29 protein-coding genes are annotated in these 24096 nt (G+C 71.9%); 5 read left to right on the forward strand and 24 right to left on the reverse strand.

Features of this window, described 5'->3' with window-relative positions:
• Position 1: 1 nt before the first annotated feature.
• The 13 genes from ABT009_RS20860 to hisI all read right to left on the reverse strand — a co-directional run bounded on the left by ABT009_RS20860 (position 2) and on the right by hisI (position 10410).
• Positions 2-664, reverse strand: a complete 663-nt coding sequence (locus ABT009_RS20860) for a GOLPH3/VPS74 family protein (RefSeq protein WP_351296655.1) — start codon at positions 662-664, stop codon at positions 2-4.
• 98 nt (positions 665-762) lie between these two features.
• Entirely contained in the window at positions 763-1797 is a 1035-nt protein-coding gene (gene lgt / locus ABT009_RS20865; protein WP_351296657.1) for a prolipoprotein diacylglyceryl transferase, read from the reverse strand.
• A 91-nt stretch (positions 1798-1888) separates the two neighbouring features.
• Positions 1889-2668, reverse strand: coding sequence for a DsbA family protein (locus tag ABT009_RS20870; RefSeq protein WP_351296660.1), 780 nt, complete (start codon positions 2666-2668; stop codon positions 1889-1891).
• Positions 2669-2809: 141 nt separating this feature from the next.
• A complete protein-coding gene (trpA, locus tag ABT009_RS20875) occupies positions 2810-3628 on the reverse strand; it encodes a tryptophan synthase subunit alpha (protein ID WP_351297058.1) in 819 nt (272 codons plus the stop codon).
• Between the two features lie 14 nt (positions 3629-3642).
• The gene (trpB, locus tag ABT009_RS20880; RefSeq protein WP_351296663.1) at positions 3643-4956 is read right to left on the reverse strand and encodes a tryptophan synthase subunit beta; all 1314 of its coding nucleotides are present in this window, start codon (positions 4954-4956) and stop codon (positions 3643-3645) included.
• 235 nt (positions 4957-5191) lie between these two features.
• Entirely contained in the window at positions 5192-5470 is a 279-nt protein-coding gene (gene trpM / locus ABT009_RS20885; protein WP_502989928.1) for a tryptophan biosynthesis modulator TrpM, read from the reverse strand.
• Positions 5471-5477: 7 nt separating this feature from the next.
• Positions 5478-6287 (reverse strand): indole-3-glycerol phosphate synthase TrpC, encoded by an 810-nt coding sequence (gene trpC, locus ABT009_RS20890; protein ID WP_351296665.1) that lies wholly within the window; start codon positions 6285-6287, stop codon positions 5478-5480.
• Between the two features lie 153 nt (positions 6288-6440).
• Positions 6441-6872: a DUF2752 domain-containing protein gene (locus ABT009_RS20895; protein ID WP_351297061.1), complete on the reverse strand. Its 432-nt coding sequence runs from the start codon at positions 6870-6872 to the stop codon at positions 6441-6443.
• A 374-nt stretch (positions 6873-7246) separates the two neighbouring features.
• Positions 7247-7474, reverse strand: a complete 228-nt coding sequence (locus ABT009_RS20900; protein WP_351296668.1) for an HGxxPAAW family protein — start codon at positions 7472-7474, stop codon at positions 7247-7249.
• Between the two features lie 254 nt (positions 7475-7728).
• Positions 7729-8385 (reverse strand): TIGR02234 family membrane protein, encoded by a 657-nt coding sequence (locus tag ABT009_RS20905; protein ID WP_351296671.1) that lies wholly within the window; start codon positions 8383-8385, stop codon positions 7729-7731.
• Positions 8382-8519, reverse strand: a complete 138-nt coding sequence (locus tag ABT009_RS20910) for a hypothetical protein (RefSeq protein WP_351296674.1) — start codon at positions 8517-8519, stop codon at positions 8382-8384. The genes ABT009_RS20905 and ABT009_RS20910 overlap by 4 nt, the downstream gene beginning before the upstream one ends.
• A 20-nt stretch (positions 8520-8539) precedes the next feature.
• Positions 8540-10033 carry an anthranilate synthase component I gene (locus ABT009_RS20915; RefSeq protein WP_351296676.1) on the reverse strand — a complete coding sequence of 498 codons (1494 nt, stop codon included), beginning with the start codon at positions 10031-10033 and terminating at the stop codon, positions 8540-8542.
• A gap of 11 nt (positions 10034-10044) precedes the next feature.
• Positions 10045-10410 (reverse strand): phosphoribosyl-AMP cyclohydrolase, encoded by a 366-nt coding sequence (gene hisI, locus ABT009_RS20920; RefSeq protein WP_351296679.1) that lies wholly within the window; start codon positions 10408-10410, stop codon positions 10045-10047.
• A gap of 143 nt (positions 10411-10553) precedes the next feature.
• Here hisI and ABT009_RS20925 point away from each other — a divergent pair, with 143 nt between their 5' ends.
• Entirely contained in the window at positions 10554-11189 is a 636-nt protein-coding gene (locus ABT009_RS20925) for a TIGR03085 family metal-binding protein (protein WP_351296682.1), read from the forward strand.
• A 28-nt stretch (positions 11190-11217) separates the two neighbouring features.
• Here the strand turns inward: ABT009_RS20925 and hisF are convergent, their stop codons facing one another.
• Genes hisF through hisD form a run of 8 tightly spaced genes read right to left on the reverse strand, consistent with a single transcriptional unit; the run spans position 11218 to position 16949 of the window.
• Positions 11218-11973: an imidazole glycerol phosphate synthase subunit HisF gene (hisF, locus tag ABT009_RS20930; protein WP_351296685.1), complete on the reverse strand. Its 756-nt coding sequence runs from the start codon at positions 11971-11973 to the stop codon at positions 11218-11220.
• Between the two features lies 1 nt (position 11974).
• Positions 11975-12370: a RidA family protein gene (locus ABT009_RS20935; RefSeq protein ID WP_351296688.1), complete on the reverse strand. Its 396-nt coding sequence runs from the start codon at positions 12368-12370 to the stop codon at positions 11975-11977.
• Positions 12367-13107 carry a bifunctional 1-(5-phosphoribosyl)-5-((5-phosphoribosylamino)methylideneamino)imidazole-4-carboxamide isomerase/phosphoribosylanthranilate isomerase PriA gene (priA, locus tag ABT009_RS20940; RefSeq protein ID WP_351296690.1) on the reverse strand — a complete coding sequence of 247 codons (741 nt, stop codon included), beginning with the start codon at positions 13105-13107 and terminating at the stop codon, positions 12367-12369. Before priA ends, ABT009_RS20935 begins: the two co-directional genes overlap by 4 nt.
• Complete coding sequence (gene hisH, locus ABT009_RS20945) at positions 13107-13766, reverse strand: imidazole glycerol phosphate synthase subunit HisH (protein ID WP_351296693.1); 660 nt, start codon at positions 13764-13766, stop codon at positions 13107-13109. Before hisH ends, priA begins: the two co-directional genes overlap by 1 nt.
• Entirely contained in the window at positions 13757-13921 is a 165-nt protein-coding gene (locus tag ABT009_RS20950) for a CG2302 family histidine operon protein (RefSeq protein ID WP_351296695.1), read from the reverse strand. The genes hisH and ABT009_RS20950 overlap by 10 nt, the downstream gene beginning before the upstream one ends.
• Before the next feature lie 3 nt (positions 13922-13924).
• A complete protein-coding gene (hisB, locus tag ABT009_RS20955) occupies positions 13925-14518 on the reverse strand; it encodes an imidazoleglycerol-phosphate dehydratase HisB (protein ID WP_351296698.1) in 594 nt (197 codons plus the stop codon).
• Positions 14515-15627 carry a histidinol-phosphate transaminase gene (locus ABT009_RS20960; protein ID WP_351296701.1) on the reverse strand — a complete coding sequence of 371 codons (1113 nt, stop codon included), beginning with the start codon at positions 15625-15627 and terminating at the stop codon, positions 14515-14517. Before ABT009_RS20960 ends, hisB begins: the two co-directional genes overlap by 4 nt.
• Entirely contained in the window at positions 15624-16949 is a 1326-nt protein-coding gene (hisD, locus tag ABT009_RS20965; protein WP_351296704.1) for a histidinol dehydrogenase, read from the reverse strand. Before hisD ends, ABT009_RS20960 begins: the two co-directional genes overlap by 4 nt.
• Positions 16950-17137: 188 nt before the next feature.
• On the opposite strand from hisD, the gene ABT009_RS20970 reads away from it, so the two are divergent.
• The 4 genes from ABT009_RS20970 to ybaK all read left to right on the forward strand — a co-directional run bounded on the left by ABT009_RS20970 (position 17138) and on the right by ybaK (position 21258).
• Entirely contained in the window at positions 17138-18778 is a 1641-nt protein-coding gene (locus ABT009_RS20970; protein ID WP_502989929.1) for an oxidoreductase, read from the forward strand.
• 140 nt (positions 18779-18918) lie between these two features.
• Complete coding sequence (locus tag ABT009_RS20975) at positions 18919-19950, forward strand: hypothetical protein (protein WP_351296707.1); 1032 nt, start codon at positions 18919-18921, stop codon at positions 19948-19950.
• A gap of 28 nt (positions 19951-19978) precedes the next feature.
• A complete protein-coding gene (locus tag ABT009_RS20980; RefSeq protein WP_351296710.1) occupies positions 19979-20719 on the forward strand; it encodes an LON peptidase substrate-binding domain-containing protein in 741 nt (246 codons plus the stop codon).
• 35 nt (positions 20720-20754) lie between these two features.
• Positions 20755-21258, forward strand: a complete 504-nt coding sequence (ybaK, locus tag ABT009_RS20985; protein ID WP_351296713.1) for a Cys-tRNA(Pro) deacylase — start codon at positions 20755-20757, stop codon at positions 21256-21258.
• A gap of 35 nt (positions 21259-21293) precedes the next feature.
• Here ybaK and ABT009_RS20990 read toward each other — a convergent pair whose 3' ends face one another.
• The 3 genes from ABT009_RS20990 to ABT009_RS21000 all read right to left on the reverse strand — a co-directional run bounded on the left by ABT009_RS20990 (position 21294) and on the right by ABT009_RS21000 (position 23869).
• The gene (locus ABT009_RS20990; RefSeq protein WP_351296716.1) at positions 21294-21941 is read right to left on the reverse strand and encodes an AAA family ATPase; all 648 of its coding nucleotides are present in this window, start codon (positions 21939-21941) and stop codon (positions 21294-21296) included.
• 34 nt (positions 21942-21975) lie between these two features.
• Positions 21976-22806 (reverse strand): ABC transporter permease, encoded by an 831-nt coding sequence (locus ABT009_RS20995; RefSeq protein ID WP_351296719.1) that lies wholly within the window; start codon positions 22804-22806, stop codon positions 21976-21978.
• Positions 22807-22888: 82 nt separating this feature from the next.
• A complete protein-coding gene (locus ABT009_RS21000) occupies positions 22889-23869 on the reverse strand; it encodes an ABC transporter ATP-binding protein (protein ID WP_351297067.1) in 981 nt (326 codons plus the stop codon).
• Positions 23870-24096 lie beyond the last annotated feature (227 nt).

The raw sequence follows: 24096 nt of genomic DNA on the forward strand, positions 1-24096 counted from the left end.
GTCACTCGTCCTCGATGGCCTTGCGTACCTCCTCGGCGATCGGGGTGCTTCGGGTCAGCTCCCTGATCCGGTGCCTGATGTCGCGATGCCCCCGGCCCGGGAAGAGGCGGTACTGCAGTCCGCCGGCCCCCGCCAGGGCGGCCCGGTGCAGGTCGCGGTCGTCCAGCGGCGGGCGGCAGTCCGGCCGCCATACCCCCGCCACGTCGGCGATCCGGCGCGCCGGCTCCGCCCTCGAGCCCGGCTCCGTGGCGTACCAGGCGGTGTACGGGAACAGGCCCAGGATCCGGAAGCGGGGCTGGGCGCGCAGCTGGCCGCGCGCGGCCAGCGCCTCAAGATAGGGCTGGTCGACCGAGGGATAGGGCGCGCTGACATCGTGCAGGATCTTGTCGAGCCATCGCTCGATCCGCAGGCTCCACCGGCTCTTGCCTTCACGCGCGAGCGCGTCGAGCACATGGTCGCCGACCGGGTCCCCCAACGGGAGCGGCCGTACCCGGGTGATCTGCCGGCCCTCGACGGCGATCGCCCCGGCCAGCAGCAAGTCGGTGAGCACCGCTCCGGCCAGGACCCGGTCGAAGTACCACGGCTGCTTCAGCTGCCCGGTCTCCGGCACGGCGCTGAGCAGCAGGAGCTCCTCCGCCAGTGTGATGCGCGGCCTGTCGTACATCGGCGGCCCCTCCCCCGCGGGATCTTGCCCTTACCGGGACCGCACGCACAGGGGCCGCCGGACATCTCGTCCCGCGGCCCCTGTGCGTACCCGGCCCGTCAGCTCTTCTGGGCGGACCCGGCCTCGTCCTTGTCCTTGTCCTCCGCGGAGCCCGAAGGCTCGGGTACGGCGGCGTCCTCGGGGCCTTCCGACGCTTCCCCGGAGTCCCCCGGAGTGTCTGCGGCCTTCTCGCCCTCGTCGGAGGTGGTCTCCGCGATGGCCTTCCCGTCCTCGTCGGAGGCGCTCTCCGAGGTGGCCTTCTCGCCCTCGTCGGATTCGGCAACCGGCTCCACGATCTCCTCGCGTCCCGGCCGCCGCTTCGACGAGACCACGATGTAGACCACCGCGAGCAGGAAGACGAGCAGCGCGGTCCAGTTGTTGAGCCGCAGACCGAAGATGTGGTGCGCCTCGTCGACGCGCATGTACTCGATCCAGAAGCGGCCCGTGCAGTACGCGGCGACGTAGAGCGCGAAGGCCCGCCCGTGCCCGAGCTTGAAGCGCCGGTCGGCCCAGATGACGAGCAGCGCGACGCCGATGCACCACAGCGACTCGTAGAGGAACGTGGGGTGGTACGTGCCGGGGATCCGGCCGTCCTCGGACGACGTGATCTTCAGCGCCCACGGCACGTCGGTGGCCCGGCCGTAGAGCTCCTGGTTGAACCAGTTACCCCAGCGGCCGATCGCCTGGGCGAAGGCGATGCCCGGCGCGACCGCGTCGGCGTACGCCGGAAGGGGGATGCCCCGCCGCCGGCAGCCGATCCAGGCGCCGAGCGCACCGAGGGCGATGGCGCCCCAGATGCCGAGGCCGCCCTCCCAGACCTTGAAGGCGTCGACCCAGTCGCGGCCCTCGCTGAAGTACAGCTCGTAGTCCGTGATCACGTGGTAGAGCCGGCCGCCGACAAGGCCGAATGGCACCGCCCACACGGCGATGTCGGCCACGGTGCCGGACCGCCCGCCCCGGGCGATCCACCGCTTGTTGCCGAGCCAGACGGCCACGAAGACACCGATGATGATGCAGAACGCGTAGCCGCGCAGCGGAATGGGGCCGAGGTACAGCACACCGCGCGACGGGCTGGGAATGAAGGCAAGGTCCATGGCAGGGTCGACGCTACCCTGCCGGACGGGAGACGCGGCAACCCGCCCGGCTACGGCTCCATAACACCGATCCGTATGACACCGGTCCGTGTCAGGCCTTGGCGGCCTCCTCGACCATCTGCTTCAGCTTCTCCGGCGTGAGCGGGTTCTGCTGGTCGCCGGACACCTTCTTGCCGTTGAGCAGGACGGTCGGGGTGCCCCCGAAGTTTCCGGCCTCGAAGGCCTCGTTGGACTTGGCGACCCAGCTGTTGTGGGTGCCGTCGTTCACGCACTTCTCGAACGCGGGGGTGACCAGCCCGTCCACCTTGCCCGCCAGCTCGATCAGCTTGCTGTTCTTCGCGAAGGCGTCGTCCGTCTCGACGGGCTGGTTCTCGTAGAGCACGTCGTGGTACGCGGTGAACTTGCCGGCGTCCTGGGCGCAGGCCGCGGCGTTGGCCGCGCGCAGGGAGCCGCTGCCGCCCATGTTCTTGTCGATGAGCGTGGCCAGGCGGTACTCGACGCGGAGCTTGCCCGCCGCGGTCAGCTCATGGATCGTCGCGCGGTACGTGTCCTCGAAGTTCTTGCAGGCCGGGCAGCGGAAGTCCTCCCAGACCGTGAGGGTCGATTTGGCGGTGTCCTGTCCGACGGGGATCACCAGGCTGTCCTGCCCGGCTGCCCCGGTGGGCGCCGCGACCGGGCCCGAGGTGTCGGTCTTGTCCTCGCCCGAGTTGGCGGCGATCACGCCGATCACGGCGGCCAGTGCCAGCACGCATACCACGGTCGCCCCGACGATCAGCGTCCGGCGCCGCCTCTCCCGCGCCTTGTCACGCTCTCGCTCGGCCGCGATCCGCTCGCGTGCGCTGCGCTTTCCCTCACGGTTCTTGTCACTCACACTCCGCCAAACGAACCGGGGAGGCACCAGCGTGCCTCCCCGGTCCAGGACCACCCATAAGAGTTATGCACCCTTAGGAGCGATTCGTACGGGTCCCCTCGTACGGGTCACCGGCCGGCGCGACCGGTGCCTGCTCGTGGGCTATGCGTTTCCGCGTCGAACGCCCTCCGCGAGGGCGCCCGCGAGCGCGCGGACCGCCTCGACACCCGCCGCGTCGTCCTCCGCGTCCAGCATCCGCTTGACGAACGCGGAGCCGACGATGACGCCGTCGGCGAAGCCCGCGACCTCGGCGGCCTGCTCGGCGTTCGACACACCGAGGCCGACGCAGACGGGCAGGTCGGTGGTGGCGCGGGTACGTCGTACGAGGTCCTGCGCCTGTGCGCCGACGGACTCGCGGGTGCCCGTGACACCCATCAGCGAGGCCGCGTACACGAAGCCGGAACCCGCCGCGGTGATCTTCGCGAGCCGCTCGTCCTTGCTGCTCGGCGCGACGACGAAGACCGTGGCGAGACCGTGCTTCTCGGCGTGCTCCCGCCACGTCGCGGACTCCTGGACGGGCAGGTCGGGCAGGATGCAGCCCGCGCCGCCCGCCTCCGCGAGTTCGGCGGTGAACCGCTCGATGCCGTAGCGGTCGATCGGGTTCCAGTACGTCATGACGAGCACGGGCTTCCCGGTCGCCTCGTACGCCTCGCGCACGGTGCGCATGACGTCCGCGATCTTCACGCCGCCGCGCAGCGCGATGTCGTCCGCGGTCTGGATGACGGGCCCGTCGAGGACCGGGTCGCTGTGCGGCAGCCCCACCTCGACGACGTCGGCGCCGCCGTCGAAGGCGGCCTTGATCGCCTCGATGCCGCCGTCCACGGTCGGGAAGCCGGCCGGGAGGTAGGCGATGAGGGCCGCGCGCCCCTCGGCCTTGGCGGCCGCGAGGGTGTCGCTCAGCAGTTGGCGCTTCCCACCGATGAATGCAGTGCCGCTCACTTCGCGTCCCCCCGAATCTCGGCGACCCCGCCGTTCGCGTCCGCCTCGACGGCGGCGTCGACCGCGGCCGCGTCCTTGACCTCGTTCCGGTCGTACAGCCCGAAGTAGCGGGCGGCGGTGTCCATGTCCTTGTCGCCGCGCCCGGACAGGTTGACGATGATCAGCCCGTCCTTGCCCAGTTCCCTGCCGACCTCGAGGGCCCCGGCGAGCGCATGGGCGCTCTCGATGGCCGGGATGATGCCCTCGGTCTGCGACAACAGGCGCAGCGCCTGCATCGCCGCGTCGTCGGTGACGGCGCGGTACTCGCCGCGACCGCTGTCCTTGAGGTACGCGTGCTCGGGTCCGATGCCCGGGTAGTCGAGCCCGGCCGAGATCGAGTACGGCTCGGTGATCTGGCCTTCCTCGTCCTGCAGGACGTACGACCGGGAGCCGTGCAGGATGCCGGGTTCGCCCGCGGTGAGGGTCGCCGCGTGCTCGCCGGTCTCGATGCCGTGACCTGCGGGTTCGCAGCCGACGAGGCGTACGGACTCGTCGGGGATGAAGGCGTGGAACAGGCCGATGGCGTTGGAGCCGCCGCCGACGCAGGCGACCGCCGCGTCGGGCAGGCGGCCGGCCCGCTCCAGGATCTGGCGGCGGGCCTCCACGCCGATGACGCGGTGGAAGTCGCGCACCATGGCGGGGAAGGGGTGCGGTCCGGCCACGGTCCCGAAGAGGTAGTGGGTGCGGTCGACGTTGGCGACCCAGTCGCGGAAGGCCTCGTTGATCGCGTCCTTCAGCGTCCGGGAGCCGGACTTCACGGCGATGACCTCGGCGCCGAGCATGCGCATGCGGGCGACGTTGAGGGCCTGGCGCTGGGTGTCGATCTCACCCATGTAGATGGTGCACTCGAGCCCGAACAGCGCACAGGCGGTGGCCGTCGCGACGCCGTGCTGGCCGGCGCCGGTCTCGGCGATGACGCGCGTCTTGCCCATCCGCTTGGTGAGCAGGGCCTGGCCGAGCACGTTGTTGATCTTGTGTGAGCCGGTGTGGTTCAGGTCCTCGCGCTTGAGGAACACCCGGGCGCCGCCCGCGTGCTCGGCGAACCGCGGCACCTCCGTGAGCGCGCTCGGGCGCCCCGTGTAGTTCACGAGCAGGTCGTCCAGCTCGCGGGCGAACTCCGGGTCGGACTTCGCCTTCTCGTACTCGACGGCGACCTCGTCCACGGCGGCGACCAGCGCCTCCGGGATGAACTTGCCGCCGAACGCGCCGAAGTACCCCTCGGTGCTGGGGACCTGACCCTCCGGGTCGGGAATGAAGAACTCGCTGGGCATGCGAACCTCGCAGGGGCGTTGTGCCCCGTCTCTCGGGGTTGACGATGGTCACGGTAGCGCTGCCGCGCGCCTGAGCCGCCGTGGGCGCCGTTCCGCCGCCGCTCCGCCCGCCTGTGGGCATGCGTTCCTCCCCCAGCGCCTTAAGGGCCTGGGAGGTACCCCCAGGGCGGAACGATTGCCCACAACGGTCGCGGACCCGGGCACTCGTGCCCAGGCCCAAAAAGCGGGTGCCGCTTCAGGCGGCGGCGAGGCGGGGCGCCCGGCAGGGGCGCGCGGCACGCTCACGCCATCGCATGCCGTTGACCTGCCCGGGCTCGTCTCCGATCACATAGCGGACACGCCGCCCGTGCACCCGCCGGGCCGGCGCACGACAGCCACGCGGCCGACAGCCGCGGGCAAGGCGGGCGTACGGGTCCTGTGGGGCCGCCCCGGGACCGCCAGGCCGCGCGCAGGCGGCGGCACCGGCCGAGCAGGAGCTCGTCCGGTGCCGGACTGCGAGGCGGCCCTGGGTCACGTCGGGATCAGCCCCTGCCGTGCCGCAGCGCGGGATGCGCCCCTGCGGCGACGAGGTCGGAGACCGCCGTCTTCGGGTCCTTACCGGTGACCAGGGACTCGCCGACCAGGACGGCGTCGGCACCGGCGTTGGCGTAGGCGATCAGGTCGTGCGGGCCCCGGACGCCGGACTCGGCGACCTTGACGATCGAGTCGGGGATCTCGGGCGCGACGCGCTCGAAGGTCGACCTGTCGACTTCGAGCGTCTTCAGGTTGCGCGCGTTGATGCCGATGATCCGCGCACCCGCGTCGATCGCCCGCTCGGCCTCGTCCTCGTCGTGCACCTCGACGAGCGGCGTGAGTCCGATTGACTCGGCGCGCTCGATCAGCGACTCGAGGGCGGGCTGGTCCAGGGCGGCGACGATCAGCAGCACGAGGTCGGCGCCGTACGCCCGGGCCTCCCACAGCTGGTACGACGTGACGATGAAGTCCTTGCGGAGCACCGGGATCTCGACGTTGGCCCGGACGGCCTCCAGGTCGGCGAGCGATCCTCCGAAGCGGCGCTGCTCGGTCAGGACGGAGATGACGGCTGCGCCGCCCGCCTCGTAGTCGGCGGCGAGCCCGGCCGGATCGGCGATCGCGGCGAGCGCGCCCTTGGACGGGCTGGAGCGCTTGACCTCGCAGATCACCTTGACGCCGTCGCCACGCAGCGCGGCGACTCCGTCCTTGCCCTGAGGAGCCTTTGCCGCACGCTCCTTGAGCTCGTCGAGCGTGACGCGTGCCTGCCGCTCCGCGAGGTCGGCACGGACTCCGTCGATGATCTCGTCGAGCACACTCACGCGAGCGGCCCCCTTCCCTGACGGTTGCGGCATTGAAGCTGTTCGAACTGACGCACCGGCAATCCGATGGTCACTTGCGATGGTATCCGCAGGAGGGCCTTGGCCCCGCATCCGGCGGACCGTGGTCCCACTACCTGGACATTCGCTTGTTGATCAAGGGTGCAGCCAGCCACCGAACGGCAGGTTCCGGACAATGGTGAACGCCAGGACCAGCACACCGAACGCCCACAGGTGCGCCGGACGGGGGTCGATCCGCAGCGGCCGCCCCCGGGCCGCCCTGACGGCCCAGACGCCCCATAGCGCCGCGAAGAGCACATACCCGGCGACGGCCAGCGCGTTGTCCCTCAACGCGGCCGCGAAGTCTCCGTGCACGAAGGCGTGCGCACTGCGCAGCCCGCCGCAGCCGGGGCAGTAGATGCCGGTGAACCGGAGCAGCGGGCAGACGGGGTAGTGCCCGGGCTCATTGGGGTCGACCACTCCGACGTAGGCAAAGGCGGCGACAACCGAGGCGAACACACCGACGGGCACGAGCAGACGCTGGAGGGGGGTGGTCGGTGACGTGCCGGGTGTGGGTGTGGTGGGGATGGGCGCGGCCGGGGTTGTGTGACGGGTCACGGCCGGTTGGCCGGGCACATCGACGTGATGGGGCACGTCAGCGTGACCGGGGATGCCATGCCCGGACGACACGGCATAGCCGGACGGCACGGCCTGCCCGGACGGAGCCGCCGCAGGGGCAGCCGGCACCGCAGAGGCAGCCGGCGGCGCGGCGTGGCCGGTGGACGCTGTACTCCGGCGTTCGGGGTTCACGCGGGCATTCTCCCCCGGACCCACACCCTCCGCCCGCCGGACGGCATCCTCGCCGGTCGCGAAGAAGGCGGCGCCGGTACGCGAAGAAGGCGGCGCCGGCGCCGGGCCGGTGCCGCCTCCTTCGGCGTGGAGAACCGGGGAGCGCGGAAGCGTCAGCTCTCGGCCTGTGCGGGCTGCGGCTGCGGCCGCTTCTGGCCCAGGCCGGCCACGCTCATGGCGCCGCCGACGACCGCGCCGGCGGCGATGATCACCATGCCGGCCCAGAAGCCCAGCGGGTTGGCCATGACCATGAAGGCACCCGCGACGCAGAAACCGATGAAGGCGATGATGACACCGGTCCACGCGGCCGGGGTGTGTCCGTGTCCGTGGCTGCCCGCCATTGCTTTGCTCCTCGTTGCTCTCGTTGCTGTGTGCGCCGTACGCGGCTGTGTGCGTGACGTGCTACGCGGTGGTGAGCCGGACGCTCGGCACCATTCTCCCGTACTCACCCGTATGGCTGAGCCGCGGGGGGTCCCGGACCGCCGGGCCCGAAGACCCAGGGGCTCAGGGACTTCCGGGCCATGAGATCCAGCGACCCATGAGATCCGGACCCGGATCGCCCGGTTCACGCCCGGGAGCGGGTCGGCTCCCGGGTTCACACCTCGCGGGTGGGGTCCTCGCCCCGGTCGAGGGCCTTCCAGAGGTCCTCGGGCCGGTCGGGGTCGACGACCGGGGCCTTACGGGGACGGGGGGTGCCGTCGCGCTCGTACCGGCCGGACATGGCGGGCCAGCCGCGGCCGTAGCGCAGGGCGAGCAGCCCCGCGAGGAGCAGGAGTGCGCCGCCCGCGGCCGCCACGTACGGCCAGGCGGTGTGGGTCAGGGCGCCGACGGTCGCCGCGGTGTTGCCGGCCGCATCGGCGGCCTGCTCGTCGAGTGCGGCGCTGTCGCCGGCTCCGAGCACGGCCGCGGCGACGGTGCCCGCGCCGGAGAGCGTGAGGAGGGCCGAGACGAGCAGGCGCCCCGCGCGGCGCACCGCGAAGACGGCGACGAGTGCGGCGAGGCCCACTATCGCGAGCGCGGCCGGCACACCGGTGATGTCGCTGCCCTTGGCTTTGAGCGCGTAGTCACCGCCCGCCACGGAGACGGTACCCGCGGCCCACTCCTGCCGGGAGGTGAGCAGGACGACAGCCGCGCCGACGGCGCCCAGCAGCAGGGCGGCTGCGAGGCTGCGGCGGCCGCCGCGGGGGGCGGAGGTCGCGGACGTCCCTTCACGGCCTTCGCGACGGGGCTGGGGAACTGCTGCAGAAGTCACCCGTCCACTATCCCCCACGCCCGCCGATGCCCGACGGGGTGGGGTGCCGGGCCCCGCCACAGGGCCCCGACCAGCAGGGGCAGCACGGCGCCGTAGAGCAGGCGTGGGCCGCCGCCCCATGCGGCTGCCCCCATGGACCAGCACCCCGAAATCGCTACGAAGAGGCCGCGTCCAGCCGGTTCGCCGTGTGGACCGCCCGTAGGACCGCCGCCGCCTTGTTGCGGCACTCCGTGTCCTCGGCGAGCGGGTCGGAGTCGGCGACGATGCCGGCGCCCGCCTGGACGTACGCCGTGCCGTCCCGCAGCAGGGCGGTGCGGATGGCGATGGCCGTGTCGGAGTCGCCCGCGAAGTCGAGGTAGCCGACGCAGCCGCCGTACAGGCCGCGGCGCGCGGGCTCGAGCTCGTCGATGATCTGCATCGCGCGGGGCTTCGGCGCGCCCGACAGGGTGCCCGCGGGGAAGCAGGCCGTCAGGACGTCGAAGGCCGTACGCCCCTCCGCGACCCGCCCGGTCACGGTCGACACGATGTGCATCACGTGCGAGTACCGCTCGATGGACATGAAGTCGACGACCTCCACCGAGCCGGGCTCGCACACCCGGCCGAGGTCGTTGCGCCCGAGGTCGACGAGCATCAGGTGCTCGGCGCGCTCCTTGGGGTCGGCGAGCAGCTCGTCCGCGAGCGCCTGGTCCTCCTTCGGCGTCGCCCCGCGCGGCCGGGTCCCCGCGATGGGATGGACCATCGCCCGCCCGTCCTCGACCTTCACGAGGGCCTCCGGGCTGGATCCGACGACGTCGAAGCCGTCGAAGCGGAAGAGGTACATGTACGGCGACGGGTTGGTCGCCCGCAGCACGCGGTAGACGTCCAGCGCGCTTGCCGTGCACGGCGTTTCGAACCGCTGCGAGGGCACGACCTGGAAGGCCTCGCCCGCGCGGATGCGCTCCTTGATGTCCTCGACGGCGTCCTGGAAGTCCGGCCCGCCCCACTGCGCGGTGAACTCCGGCAGCTCCGACGGCGGAAGCGCCGCCGGGGGCTGGGCGATCGGCCGGGACAGGTCCGCCTCCATGGCGTCGAGGCGGGCCACCGCGTCGGCGTAGGCCTCGTCGACGCCCGTGTCGAGGTCGTTGTGGTTGATCGCGTTGGCGATGAGCATGACCGTGCCGTCCCAGTGGTCCAGGACGGCCAGATCGCTGGTGAGCAGCATGGTCAGCTCGGGGAGCTTCAGGTCGTCGTGGTCGCCGGGGCCGATCTTCTCCAGGCGCCGCACGATGTCGTACCCGAGGTAGCCCACCATGCCGCCCGTGAACGGCGGCATCCCGGCGCCCAGGTCGTGCGGCGTGTGCAGCGCCTCGACGGTGGCGCGGAGCGCGGCGAGCGGGTCGCCGCCGATCGGTACACCGACGGGCGGGGCGCCGAGCCAGTGCGCCTGCCCGTCGCGCTCGGTGAGCGTGGCGGCGCTGCGCACGCCGACGAAGGAGTAGCGGGACCAGGAGCGGCCGTTCTCCGCGGACTCGAGCAGGAAGGTGCCGGGGCGCTCGGCGGCGAGCTTGCGGTACAGCCCGACGGGGGTGTCGCCGTCCGCCAGCAGCTTGCGGCTGACGGGGATCACGCGGCGGTCGGCGGCCAGCTTGCGGAACGTCTCGAGGTCCATGGCGGCCGACCTTACTGACTCAGAGGGAGGACGTCTGCGTCGAAGCAGGTGCGGTCGCCGGTGTGGCAGGCGGCGCCGACCTGGTCGACCTTCACCAGCACGGTGTCGGCGTCGCAGTCGAGGGCGACGGACTTGACGTACTGGAAGTGTCCGGACGTGTCGCCCTTGACCCAGTACTCCTGGCGGCTGCGCGACCAGTACGTGCACCGTCCCGTGGTGAGCGTGCGGTGCAGCGCCTCGTCGTCCATCCACCCGAGCATCAGCACCTCACCGGTGTCGTACTGCTGGGCGATGGCGGGCAGGAGCCCGTCCGCGCTGCGCTTGAGGCGCGCGGCGATCTCCGGGTCCAGGCTGCTGGGAGGGGGCGTGCTGCTCATGGGTGCCATTGTGCGCGATCGGTACGACAACGCGGCGCGCCGTCCGCCCGGTGGACACCCGCGCGGGTCTCCGCGGGTCGGGCGTCGCGCCCGCACGGCCCCGTACCGTGGCAAGCGCCGCGGCGCGGCCGTACGCTGGCCCCATGTCGACCCATGCCAAGCGTGAACGACTGCTCCTCGCCGACCTGTTGGAGGCGGCGGGGCCCGAGGCGCCCACCCTCTGCGAGGGCTGGCAGACCCGTGACCTGGCCGCGCACGTCGTGGTGCGCGAGCGCCGTCCGGACGCGGCGGGCGGAATCCTGATCAAGCCGCTTGCGGCCCGCCTGGAGCGGGTGATGGCGGAGTTCGCCGACAAGCCGTACGAGGAGCTGATCCAGCTCATCCGCACGGGCCCGCCGCGCTTCTCGCCGTACGCGCTGAAGCAGATCGACGAGGCGGCGAACGCCGTCGAGTTCTACGTCCACGCCGAGGACGTGCGCCGCGCCCAGCCCGACTGGACGCCGCGCGAGCTCGACCCGGTCTTCGCCGACGCCCTCTGGTCCCGCCTGGAGCGCTCGGCCCGCGTCCTGTGCCGTGGTGCGACGTCGGGCCTGGTCCTGCGCCGCCCGAACGGCCAGACGGCCGTGGGCAAGCGCGGCACCCCGGTCGTCACGGTCACCGGTGAACCGGGCGAGCTGACCATGTTCGCGTTCGGCCGCCAGGAAGCGGCGAACGTGGAACTGGACGGCGACAAGGACGCGATCGCGAAGCTGCACGAGACCAAGCAGCTGGGGATCTGAGCCGCCCTGCCGCGTCCATGATCCGCCTTCAGCGCACGGGGTGCCCCGCCGCCCGCAGCGTCTCCTTCACCTCGCCGATCCGCAGGTCCCCGAAGTGGAACACCGACGCGGCCAGCACCGCGTCCGCGCCCGCCGCGATCGCCGGCGGGAAGTCGGCGAGCTTGCCCGCGCCGCCGGAGGCGATGACGGGGACGGTGACGTGCTTGCGGACGGCCTCGATCATCTCGATGTCGTAGCCGTCCTTCGTGCCGTCCGCGTCCATCGAGTTGAGCAGGATCTCGCCCGCGCCGAGTTCGGCCGCGCGGTGGGCCCATTCGACGGCGTCGATGCCGGTGCCCTTGCGGCCGCCGTGGGTCGTCACCTCGAAGCCTCCGGACGGGGTACGGCGGGCGTCCACCGACAGGACCAGGACCTGCCGGCCGAACCGCTCCGCGATCTCGCGGATCAGGTCCGGGCGGGCGATCGCCGCCGTGTTCACGCCGACCTTGTCCGCGCCGGCGCGCAGCAGCTTGTCGACGTCCTCGGGGGTGCGCACGCCGCCGCCCACGGTCAGCGGGATGAAGACCTGCTCCGCTGTGCGGCGCACCACGTCGTACGTCGTCTCGCGGTTGCCCGACGACGCGGTGATGTCCAGGAACGTGAGCTCGTCCGCGCCCTCGGCGTCGTACACCTTCGCCATCTCGACGGGGTCGCCCGCGTCGCGCAGGTTCTGGAAGTTCACGCCCTTGACGACACGGCCGTTGTCCACGTCCAGGCAGGGGATGACTCGGACCGCCAGGGTCACCTCAGGCTCCTCTGAAAGCTTCTAGTTCCACTTCGACCAGGATGCGCGGGTCGACGAAGCCCTCCACGACCAGCAGGGTCGCGGCCGGGCGGACGGAGTCGAACAGCTCCTTGTGGGCCCGGCCCACCTCGTCGACGTCCCGTGCATGGGTCAGATACATACGCGTACGGATCACGGACTCGATGCCGAGCCCGAACTCGCCGATCGCTTCGAGCGCGTGCGAGAAGGCCACCTTGGCCTGCTCGTACGGGTCGCCCTCGCCGTACAGCACGCTGCCCTTGAAGGACGTCGTGCCGGCGACCAGGACACGGTCGCCCGCCGCGACGGCGCGTGCGAAGCCGACGGAGTCCTCCCAGGGGGTTCCGCTCTGCACGCGCCGCACGGCATCGGACGTCATGACGACACAGCCTCCAGGGCCTCTTCCAGCGTGAACGCCTTCGCGTACAGCGCCTTCCCGACGATGGAGCCTTCGACACCGAGGGGCACCAGCTCGGCGATCGCCCGCAGATCGTCCAGGGACGAGACGCCGCCGGAGGCGACCACCGGGCGGTCCGTCGCCGCGCAGACGTTCTTCAGCAGCTCCAGGTTCGGGCCCTGCAGCGTGCCGTCCTTGGCGATGTCGGTCACGACGTAGCGGGCGCAGCCCTCCTTGTTGAGCCGCTCCAGCGTCTCGTAGAGGTCGCCGCCGTCGCGGGTCCAGCCGCGGCCGCGCAGCGTCGTACCGCGGACGTCGAGGCCGACCGCGATCTTGTCGCCGTGCTCGGCGATGACCTTGGCGACCCACTCGGGGGTCTCCAGGGCCGCCGTGCCCAGGTTCACGCGGGTGCAGCCGGTGGCGAGGGCGGCGGCGAGCGTGTCGTCGTCGCGGATGCCGCCGGACAGCTCCACCTTGATATCCATCGCCTTGGCGACCTCCGCGATCAGCGCGCGGTTGTCGCCCGTGCCGAACGCGGCGTCCAGGTCGACCAGGTGCAGCCACTCGGCGCCCGACCGCTGCCAGGCCAGGGCCGCCTCCAGCGGGGAGCCGTACGAGGTCTCCGTACCGGACTCGCCGTGCACCAGGCGGACGGCCTGGCCGTCGCGGACGTCCACGGCGGGGAGGAGTTCGAGCTTCGCGGAAGACTTCGAGGGCATCAGAGGGTTCCGATCCAGTTCTTGAGCAGCTGCGCTCCGGCGTCGCCGGACTTCTCGGGGTGGAACTGCGTGGCCCACAGGGCGCCGTTCTCGACGGCCGCCACAAACGGCTTGCCGTGCGTGGTCCAGGTGACGAGCGGGGCGCGCATGGCCGGGTTCGCGGTCTCCAGGGACCAGTCGTGCACGGCGTAGGAGTGCACGAAGTAGAACCGGGCGTCCGGGTCGACGCCGTTGAACAGCTCCGTGTCGGCCGGGGCCTCGACCGTGTTCCAGCCCATGTGCGGGACGATCTCGGCCTGGAGCGGCTCGACGGAGCCGGGCCACTCGTCGAGGCCCTCGGTCTCCACGCCGTGCTCGATGCCGCGCGCGAACAGGATCTGCATGCCGACGCAGATGCCCATGACCGGGCGGCCGCCGGAGAGTCGGCGGTCGATGATCCAGTCGCCGCGGGCCTGCTTCAGCCCCTGCATGCAGGCGGCGAAGGCGCCGACGCCGGGGACGAGGAGTCCGTCGGCGTTCATGGCCGTGTCGAAGTCGCGTGTTATCTCGACCTCGGCGCCCGCGCGGGCCAGGGCGCGCTCGGCGGAGCGTACGTTCCCGAAGCCGTAGTCAAAGACGACCACCCGCTTTGAAGGGGTAGCAGAGGTACTCAATTCCACACCTCCAGCCGGAGGACGCCCGCGACGAGACACATCGCGGCACCGATGGACAGCAGCACGATGAGGCTCTTGGGCATCTGCTGCTTGACGAAGGAGTAGATGCCGCCGATGAGGAAGAGCCCGATGACGATCAGGGCGGTGGACAGACCGCTCATGACTTACAGCGCACCCTTCGTGGAAGGAAGGATGCCGGCCGCTCGTGGGTCACGCTCGGAGGCGTAACGCAGCGCCCGCGCCAGGGCCTTGAACTGGCACTCCACGATGTGGTGTGCGTTGCGCCCGTACGGCACGTGCACGTGCAGGGCGATCTGCGCCTGGGCGACGAAGGACTCGAGGATGTGCCGGGTCATCGTCGTGTCGTACTCGCCGATCATCGGCGCCATGTTCTCGGGCTCGGTGTGCACGAGGTACGGGCGGCCGGACAGGTCGACCGTGACCTGGGCGAGCGACTCGTCCAGCGGCACCGTGCAGTTGCCGAAGCGGTAGATCCCCACCTTGTCGCCGAGGGCCTGCTTGAAGGCGGCGCCCAGCGCGAGAGCGGTGTCCTCGATGGTGTGGTGCGAGTCGATGTGCAGGTCGCCCTCGGTCTTCACCGTGAGGTCGAACAGGCCGTGGCGGCCGAGCTGGTCGAGCATGTGGTCGTAGAAGCCGACCCCGGTCGACACGTCGACCTTTCCGCTGCCGTCGAGGTCGATCTCGACGACGACGGACGTCTCCTTGGTGTTCCGTTCGACACGGCCTACGCGGCTCATGCGCTCTGCTCCTTCTTCAGTTCACGGACCGCGTCGAGGAACGCGTCGTTCTCTTCGGGGGTGCCGGCGGTGACCCGCAGCCATCCCGGTACGCCGTTGTCCCGGACCAGGACGCCCCGGTCGAGGATCTTCTGCCAGACCTTGTGCGCGTCGTCGAACCGCCCGAACTGGACGAAGTTGGCGTCGGACGCGGTGACCTCGTAGCCGATCGCCCGCAGTTCGGCGACCAGCCGGTCGCGTTCGGCCTTCAGCTGCTCGACGTACTTCAGCAGCGTGTCGGTGTGCTCCAGGGCGGCCAGCGCGGTGGCCTGCGTGACGGCCGACAGGTGGTACGGCAGCCGTACGAGCTGGACCGCGTCCACGACCGCCCGGTGCGCGGCGAGATAGCCGAGGCGCAGCCCGGCCGCGCCGAACGCCTTGGACATGGTCCGCGAGATGACGAGGTTCGGGCGTCCTTCGAGCAGCGGCAGCAGCGAGTCGCCGTGGCTGAACTCGATGTACGCCTCGTCGGCCACGACCAGCGACGGCTTCGCGGCCTGGGCGGCCTCGTAGAGCGCGAGAACCGTCTCGGGCGGGACCGCGTTGCCCGTCGGGTTGTTGGGCGTCGTGATGAACACGACGTCCGGCCGGTGCTCGGCGATCGCCTTCCTGGCGGCCGCCAGGTCGATCGTGAAGTCCTCGTTCCGCGGGCCGGAGATCCAGCCGGTGCCGGTGCCGCGGGCGATCAGGCCGTGCATCGAGTACGAGGGTTCGAAGCCGATGGCCGTGCGGCCGGGGCCGCCGAAGGTCTGCAGCAGCTGCTGGATGACCTCGTTGGAGCCGTTGGCGGCCCACACGTTCTCGACACCCACCGGGTACTTGCCGGTGCGCGTCAGGTACTTGGCGAGCTCGGTGCGCAGCTCGATGGCGTCCCGGTCGGGGTAGCGGTTCAGGTTGCGCGCGGCCTCGCGCACACGCTCGGTGATCCGCTCGACGAGCGGCTCCGGGAGCGCGTACGGGTTCTCGTTGGTGTTCAGCCGGACCGGCACGTCCAGCTGGGGCGCCCCGTACGGGGACTTGCCGCGCAGCTCGTCGCGGATGGGCAGGTCGTCGATCGTCACGTCGGTCACTTGCTCTCGGGAACCTTCCATCCGAACCGTGCCTTCACCGCGGCGCCGTGCGCGGGCAGATCCTCCGCCTCGGCCAGCGTCACCACGTGGTGCGCGACCTCCGCGAGGGCGTCGCGCGTGTAGTCCACGACGTGGATGCCGCGCAGGAACGACTGCACGGACAGGCCCGAGGAGTGGCAGGCGCAGCCGCCGGTGGGCAGGACGTGGTTGGAGCCCGCGCAGTAGTCGCCCAGCGAGACGGGCGCCCACGGGCCGACGAAGATCGCGCCGGCGTTCTTCACGCGGTCCGCCACGGCGGCGGCATCCGCGGTGTGGATCTCCAGGTGCTCGGCGCCGTACGCGTCGACGACCCGCAGACCCTCCTCCAGGCCGTCCACCAGCACGATCGCGGACTGCTTGCCGCTCAGGGCCGGAACGATCCGGTCCTCGATGTGCTTGGTGGCGGCGACCTGCGGCTCGAGCTCCTTCTCGACCGCGTCCGCGAGATCCGGCGAGTCGGTGACGAGGACGGCGGCCGCGAGCGGGTCGTGCTCGGCCTGGCTGATCAGGTCGGACGCCACGTGCGCCGGGTCGGCGGTGTCGTCGGCGAGGATCGCGATCTCGGTCGGCCCGGCCTCGGCGTCGATGCCGATACGCCCCGTGAAGTACCGCTTGGCCGCGGCGACCCAGATGTTGCCGGGTCCTGTGACCATGTTGGCCGGGGCACAGGACTCCGTGCCGTACGCGAACATGGCGACGGCCGTGGCGCCGCCGGCCGCGTACACCTCGTCGATGCCGAGGAGCGCGCACGCGGCGAGGATCGTCGGGTGCGGGAGGCCGCCGAAGTCCTTCTGCGCCGGTGAGGCAAGGGCCATGGACGGGACGCCGGCCTCCTGCGCCGGGACCGCGTTCATGATCACGGACGACGGGTAGACAGAGCGGCCGCCCGGCGCGTACAGGCCGACGCGCTCGACCGGCACCCACTTTTCGGTCACCGAGCCGCCGGGCACGACCTGCGTGGTGTGCGTGGTGCGCCGCTGCTCGCGGTGGACGATGCGGGCGCGCCGGATGGACTCCTCCAGGCCCGCGCGCACGGCGGGGTCGAGCTCGTCGAGGGCCCGGGTCAGCGCGGCCGCGGGCACCCGTACCTGGTCAAGGCGTACGCCGTCGAAGATCTCCGCGTAGTCGATCAGCGCCGCATCGCCTCGATGATGCACGGCCTCGCAGATCGGACGCACCTTCTCGAGGGCGGCCTGAACGTCGAAGTCGGCTCGGGGCAGCAGGTCGCGCAGGGCGGGGCCCTCAGGAAGGGCGTCGCCGCGCAGATCGATTCGGGAGATCACATGGCCAATTCTCTCAGACCGGGACCGGCGCCCGGACGCCTGTATCAGTGACTGATACGCGTGTCCGCATCCACTGATACAGATGATCCGACAGCCGCCGGACGTGCGGCGGCATCCGGTGGACACAGTCCCTCCGTATCCGCACACGAAATCGCCACTCCGGGCGTTCAGCCGGTCACCCAGCGGGCATGACCGGTTGTACGAACCCACGAGTAGCTGAGGTTCCGGGCATACGGGGAGGAAGAAGAGACGTGGTCGACACCACGGGCACCGGCGAGCCGCCGGAAGGGCTGACAGACGTCGAGCGCGGGATGTGGCAGGCGTTCCGCAGCGGCACCGTGTACGACCTCAGCAGCGGCGACCGGACGGTGGACGATCCGCACGGCGGCCACGCATGGGGCCCGGAGCGCAGTGTGCGGGCGCGGATCGTGTGCTGGCTGCTCCTCGACGGGCCGCCCGCGCTGGCCGGCCGGGTGTCCGCGCTGAAGCTGGTCGGGGTGCAGATCACGGACCTTCTCGATCTCGCGGGCGGCACGGTCGTCCCGTATGTCGAGATGAAGGCGTGCCGGTTCGAGAAGGAGATCCTGCTTCCGGAGGCCCGCTTCACCACGGTCCGGCTGGTCGACTGCTCGATCCCCCGGCTCGAGGCGGCCCGGGTCCACACCGAGGGCGATCTGCATCTGCCGCGGTGCCGCTTCCACAACGGGATACGGATGACGGACGCCCAGATCGGCACGGATCTGCTGCTCAACCAGGCAGTGGTGCACCGGGACCGGCGCGGGCGCTCGATCATGGCGGACGGGCTGACCGTGGGGCAGGACCTGCAGGCCGAGATGCTCCAGGCGCACGGCGAGCTGAGCCTGCGCGGCGCAAAGATCGGCGTCTCGCTCAGCCTGCGCGGCAGCCGGCTGGCCAACCCGGAGGGCCGCAGGGCGCTGAACGCCCCCCAGCTGACCGTGGAGCGCAGCCTCTACCTGACCCCGGCGGGCCTCGGCAATCCGGTGCTGACCAGCGGCACGACGCCGGCCCGCGGCACCCGGGTCCAGCCCTTCGAGTGCCTGGGCGGTATCCGGCTCGACGACGGGCGGTTCGGTGACGCCGTCGACCTGGAGCAGGCGTGTTTCGTCATGGAGCACGACCAGGAGCTGTCGCTGCGCCGCATCCAGACGCCCGAGCTGCGCTTCCTCGGCCGGCGTCCGGAGCGCGGCCGGGTCGTGCTGTCCGGGGCGAGGATCGTCAACCTCGTCGACATGGCGGCCAGTTGGCCGGGCCCCGGCGGCCTCGCGATGGGCGGCTTCGCGTACGAGAACCTGGTGCCGCGCCGCAGCTTCCCGCTCGCGCGCCGGCTGGACTGGTTGGCGGCGGCGACCCCCGAGTACAACCCGGAGCCGTACGAGCGGCTGGCGACCGTGCTGCGCAACAGCGGTGAGGACGCCGACGCCCGCGAGGTGCTGCTGGCCAAGCAGCGCCGCCGCCGCGAGACGCTGCCGCTCGCCGGGAAGCTGTGGGGATACGTGCAGGACTGGACGGTCGCCTACGGGTACCGGCCGGGGCGGGCCGCCGTGTGGATGACCGTGCTGTGGGCGGTGAGCGCGGTGGCCTTCGCGCACGCCGACCACCCGCCCCTCAAGGGCGGCGGGGAGCATCCCGAGTGGAACGCCTCGCTGTTCGCGCTGGACCTGCTGCTGCCCGTCATCGACCTCGGCCAGGACGGCTACTGGAGACTGCACGGCAGCTGGCAGTGGGCCGCCTCGGCGCTGATCATCCTGGGCTGGATCCTGGCTACGACGGTGGCGGCGGGAGCGACTCGGCTGCTGCGCAGAAGCTGAACCGTTACCTGGACTTGGGCAACCATCACCGCAGCTCAGCCGTCTTCCCAGCGCAACCGTCAATTGAGGAACCCTGCGGCGAGCACACAGCTTCGCGCGAGCGGCGCCGGCTAGGCGCAAAGGAGGGCGAGCCCCCCACCATGGCCCTGCTGAATGCTCTGCTTCGCGCCGCCCGGATGGCCAGGCACACCCCGCGTCTCGCCGCCGGTCTGCCTCCCGACGACGAGGTGCTCCTCGACGCACCCGACGACCGCCTCGCGCCCGCCCTCGTCGCCGCGGGTCGGGGCGAATACGACCTCGCCGCCAAGCTGCTGGCCGCCACCCGCGAGTCCGCCGAGTGGGAGAACCGCGACCGCTACGTGATGCGTCTCGCGGACTTCGCGCAGTCCCGCCCCGAGTGGTTCACGTACTGGCAGTTCGCCGCTCCGCACGACTCGGACGCCCTGCTGGTGAAGGCGCAGCTGGCCGTCGACCGCGGCTGGGAGTCCCCCGCCCGCGCCGAGCTGCTGCGCGAGGTGAGCCCGCTGATCGCGGCGGCCGCGGACAGCGACCCCCGCGACCCGGTGCCCTGGCGCATCGCGCTGGACCACGCCCGCGGCACCAACGCCCCGCACACCGTCTTCGAGGAGCTGTGGGCCGATGCGGTACGCCGCTCGCCGCACCACTACGGCTGCCATGTGGCGGCTCTCAAGTATCTGTCGGCCGCCTGGTACGGCTCGCACCGCGAGTGCTTCGACTTCGCCGAGCGGGCCGCCCAGGACGCGCTGCCCGGCTCCCTGGTGCAGGCGCTTCCGGTGCGCGCCGCCTTCGCGTATCTGACGAGTGATCCGAGCGGCGGCCCGGCCGGTTTCGCCGGGCTGGTGGCGCGCGAGCGTCTCGACACGGCCGCCGACCTCGCGATCGCCCTGTCGTACGAGTACGCGGCCGCGGACCCCTGGCCGGCGGAGGTCCGCAATCTCCTCGTCTACGTGCTCGTCCGGCTGGAGCGCTGGACGGATGCCCTGGAGCAGCTGCGGCGGACCGGGCCGTACGCGACGTCGTTCCCCTGGGACCGGGTCTCGGACGATCCGCTCGGCCAGTTCCTGGTACTGCGCGACGGCGTCCGCATAGAGGTCGCGTCGGCCATGCCGCTGCGCGCCCGCCGCGTGCATGAGGGCACCGGCGGCCGATAGTCCGCGGCGACCATTAGTCTTTAACGTCGTGACCACCGTCCGGCTCCCGCTCTTCCCTCTCAACTCGGTGCTGTTCCCGGGGCTCGTCCTGCCCCTGAACATCTTCGAGGAGCGCTATCGCGCCATGATGCGCGAGCTGCTCAAGACGCCCGAAGGCGAACCGCGCAGGTTCGCCGTCGTCGCGATCCGCGACGGCCACGAGGTGGCACCCAGCGCCCCCGGCCTGCCCGACCAGACGGCCCGGCCCGAGCGCGGCCCGGCCGCGGGCTTCGGCGACGACCCGGTGAAGGCCTTCCACGGCGTGGGCTGCATCGCGGACGCGGCGACCATACGGGAGCGCGAGGACGGCACCTTCGAGGTGCTGGCGACCGGCACCACCCGGGTCCGGCTGCGCTCGGTCGATGCCTCCGGGGCGTTTCTGACCGCGGAACTCGAGGAGCTGCCGGAGGAGCCGGGCGACGAGGCGGGGGCCCTGGCCGCCGGGGTGCTGCGCGCCTTCCGCACCTACCAGAAGCGGCTGGCCGGAGCGCGTGAGCGGACGCTGTCGACGGGCGCGGAGCTGCCGGACGAGCCGTCGGTCGTCTCGTACCTGGTGGCCGCCGCCGCGATGCTCGACACGCCGACGAAGCAGCGGCTGCTGCAGGCGCCGGACACGTCGTCGCGGCTGCGCGACGAACTGCGGCTGCTGCGCACCGAGACGGCGATCATCCGTCATCTGCCGTCGCTGCCCGCGACCGAGCTGACCCGCGCCCCGACCAGCTTCAACTGAGAAACAAGCCCCAACTGCCGCAGCGGAGAAGCCGGATGGCGAAGAAGTCGAAGAAGCAGAACCAGTCCGGGGGCACTCCTGCGACGGTGGCCCTCTCCGCCGCGGGCACGTCGTTCACGGTGCACGCGTACGAGCACGACCCTGCGCACCCCTCGTACGGCGAGGAGGCCGCCGAGGCCATGGGCGTGTCGCCTGAGCGGGTGTTCAAGACGCTCGTCGCCGAAGTCGACGGCGAGCTCACGGTCGCCGTAGTGCCGGTCTCCGGCTCACTCGACCTCAAGGCGCTGGCGTCTGCGGTGTCGGGCAAGCGCGCCGCGATGGCCGACCCGGCGGCCGCGGAGCGCACCACCGGCTACGTACGCGGCGGCATCTCCCCCCTGGGCCAGCGCAAGAAGCTGCGCACCGTACTCGACGCGTCCGCGGAGAGGCACGAGACGATCTGCGTCTCGGCGGGCCGCCGGGGCCTGGAAATCGAACTCGCACCGGCGGACCTGGCGAAGCTCACGGACGCGGTGGTGGCGCCGATCGGCCGGGCGTAACGCACGTACGTACCCGACCATACGGCGGGTACCGCTTACGACTGCGGCGCGGCCCCGTACGGCCCGGGGTACGGCTCCGGATCCCGCGGCCCGAAAAGCGCGGTCAACCCAAGATGCACGGCCATGGCCGCAACAGACCACGCCAACAACGCCCCCTTGGCGTTCAGCTTCAGCGGAGCGTCAAACGTGACGCCCTTCCCGACCGCCTTCGCGTGCGCGACCACGTCCTGGGCCGGCCCGAGCCAGACACCGAGCCGCCAGGCCAGCACCGAGCCGAGCAACCCGCCCAGGGCGAGCCCGACGACCAGCGGGACGCCGCCGCGCCTGCGTATCAGGAAGACGACCAGCCCGCTGACCGCGCCGAAGGCAAGCGCCAGAAGGGTGAAAGTGCCGTCGACGCCGATGGCCTGCTCGCCCTCGGTGTCCTTCAGATAGACGGCGCCGGCGTCCGCGACCAGCGGGACGCGAGGTGCCAGCCAGAGCCACAGCAGTCCCAGCAGGACACCGAAGACGGCCACCGCGACCGCGATCACGGCGGCCTGCCGCACTTCGGTCTTCATGCCGGGGCCGTCCTCTTCGTATGCGTACGAGACAGGAGGCACCGCACCGTCTCCGGCGGGCTCGGCCTGCCAGGGGTTGTGCGCGGGCGGTTGATGCGGCGGTGGTGTCAGCGGTGCGGTCACCCTGACATCGTGCCAGTCCGCGCCGCGCGGCGCGTCACCGGACGGCTGCCCGGCGGTACGCCATGGTGGCCACGGTCAGTGACACGACGCCGACGGCGGCGCACACGGCGAGGTCGAGGAGCACGACGGCCCAGTCCGGGTGGGGGTCGAAAGTGCGTGCGAAGGCCTCCACGCCGTACGTGGAGGGCAGCAGATCACGCGCGTACTGCACGACGGACGGCAGCCGGTCCGCCGGCAGCACGCCGAGCAGCAGCGCGGCGGACATGCCGAGCTGGCCGAGCAGCGTGGCGAGTTCCGGCCGCGGCGCGAGGAGCCCGAGGGCGGCGCCGAGCCCGGCGAGCGCGGCGCCCGCGAGCGGGATGACCGCGGCGAGCACCCACAGGTGCGCGAGCGGCAGCTGGAAGAGGGTGCAGCCGACGACGGCCGTGACGACCGTGCCGGGCACGGTGAAGGAGGCGTACGCGGCCGCGGCGCCCAGTACGACGGCGGCGGGCGGCACCGGCAGCGTGGCGTAGTGGTCGAGCCCGCCGTCCGCCCTGAGCTGCCCGAAGTACTGGGCGAGCAGGTTCAGCGCGACGAAGGCGACGACCAGGACGGACGACCCGGCCACAACGGCCCGCGCCTCTCCCCCGCCGTCGACGACGCCCCGCATCAGGATCATGATCCCGATGGACTGGAACGTGGCCACGAAGAGGAGCGGGATCCGGGCGACCCGCGCCCGGGAGAGCTGCGCTTTGTAGACGGCCGAGAGTGCGGGAAGCAGGCGGGCGCGAGGCGCGAGCACGGCGGCTTCGTGGACGGCCTCTCCGCCGCCGGCGCCCCCGCCGCCCGCGTGAACGGGGGCCTCCAAGGGCACGGCACTCATCGCACACCACTCCTGTCCGGGCCGTCGACGTCCCCGTGCGCGCCGATTGCGCCATTGACCCGGGTCACACCGTGGGCAGCCGTCACGACTTCACCAGGCCCTTCGCGCTGTTCTCGCTGCCGCCGAGGGCGAGGTAGACGTCCTCGAGGCTCGGTGTGGCGAGCGTGAAGTCGTCGAGGGCCGCGAAGGCGGCGCCGCCGGTGACCGCGGCGACTGCGGCACGGGCCTCGTCCGGGGCCAGACGCAGCGCCCAGCGGCGGCCGGACTCGACGGCGGAACCGCGCAGCGCGGCGACCTCCGGCACGTCGAGCGGCGCCCGCTCGCGCCACACGAGCTCAACCCGTACCTCTCCGGCGACCTTCTCCTTCAGCCCGGCGGGAGTGTCGCAGGCGATGACGCGGCCGCGGTCGAGGACCGCGACCCGGTCGAGGACCGTTTCGGCCTCGATGACGTTGTGGGTGACGAGCAGCACGGTCGTGCCGCGCTCGGCGCGGCGCCGGTCGACGGCGGCCCACACGGCGCGGCGTGCCACAGGGTCCATGCCGGTCGTCGGCTCGTCGAGTACGAGGAGGGGGCGCTCGCCGACGAGCGCGGCGGCGAAGCAGGCGAGGCGCCGCTGCCCGCCCGAGAGCTTCTTCAGCGGGCGGCCGGCCAGGGGGCCGAGGCCGAGCTCGTCCAGCACGGAGTCCCGCTCGGCCCGTGCGCGCCGCACGTCGAGTCCGCGCAGCCGTGCGGTGGTCTCGGCGGCGAGCGCCACCGTCAGCTCGTCCAGGGCGGTGGACTCCTGCCCGAGGTAGGCGAGGATCCGCGCGGCCCGCTCGGGGTGGCGCACGATGTCGTGCCCGAGGATGCCGATGCTTCCGGCAGCGGGCCGCATCAGCCCGGTCAGCTGGCGTACGAGGGTGGACTTGCCGGCGCCGTTCGGACCGAGCAGCCCGAAGATCTCACCGCGCCGGATGTCGAGATCGACGCCGTCGGTGGCCCGCACCTCGGGCGTACCGGGCGCCCCGCGCCGCCCGCGCGTCGCGGAATAGATCTTCACCAGACCCCGCACGGCACACACGACATCGATGCCGTGTCCTGACAGTGCGGTGCGCGTACTCACGAAGGACGAGCCTAAGGGGTCGAAGCCCCGACGGTTGCGCCGGGGCCGTCCCGCCGCCGCCTGTGGGCAATCGTTCCGCTGGGGCGATGGGGGTCCCCCTGCTCGAGCGAAGCCGAGAGCTTGGGGGAAGGCGGGCACAGGCGGACCCCGCGACGTCGGGCACCCACGTCGTACTCCCGGGCAAC

Origin of the sequence: Streptomyces sp. NPDC002896 (genome assembly GCF_040295225.1) — a bacterium.
Taxonomy (GTDB): Bacteria; Actinomycetota; Actinomycetes; order Streptomycetales; family Streptomycetaceae; genus Streptomyces.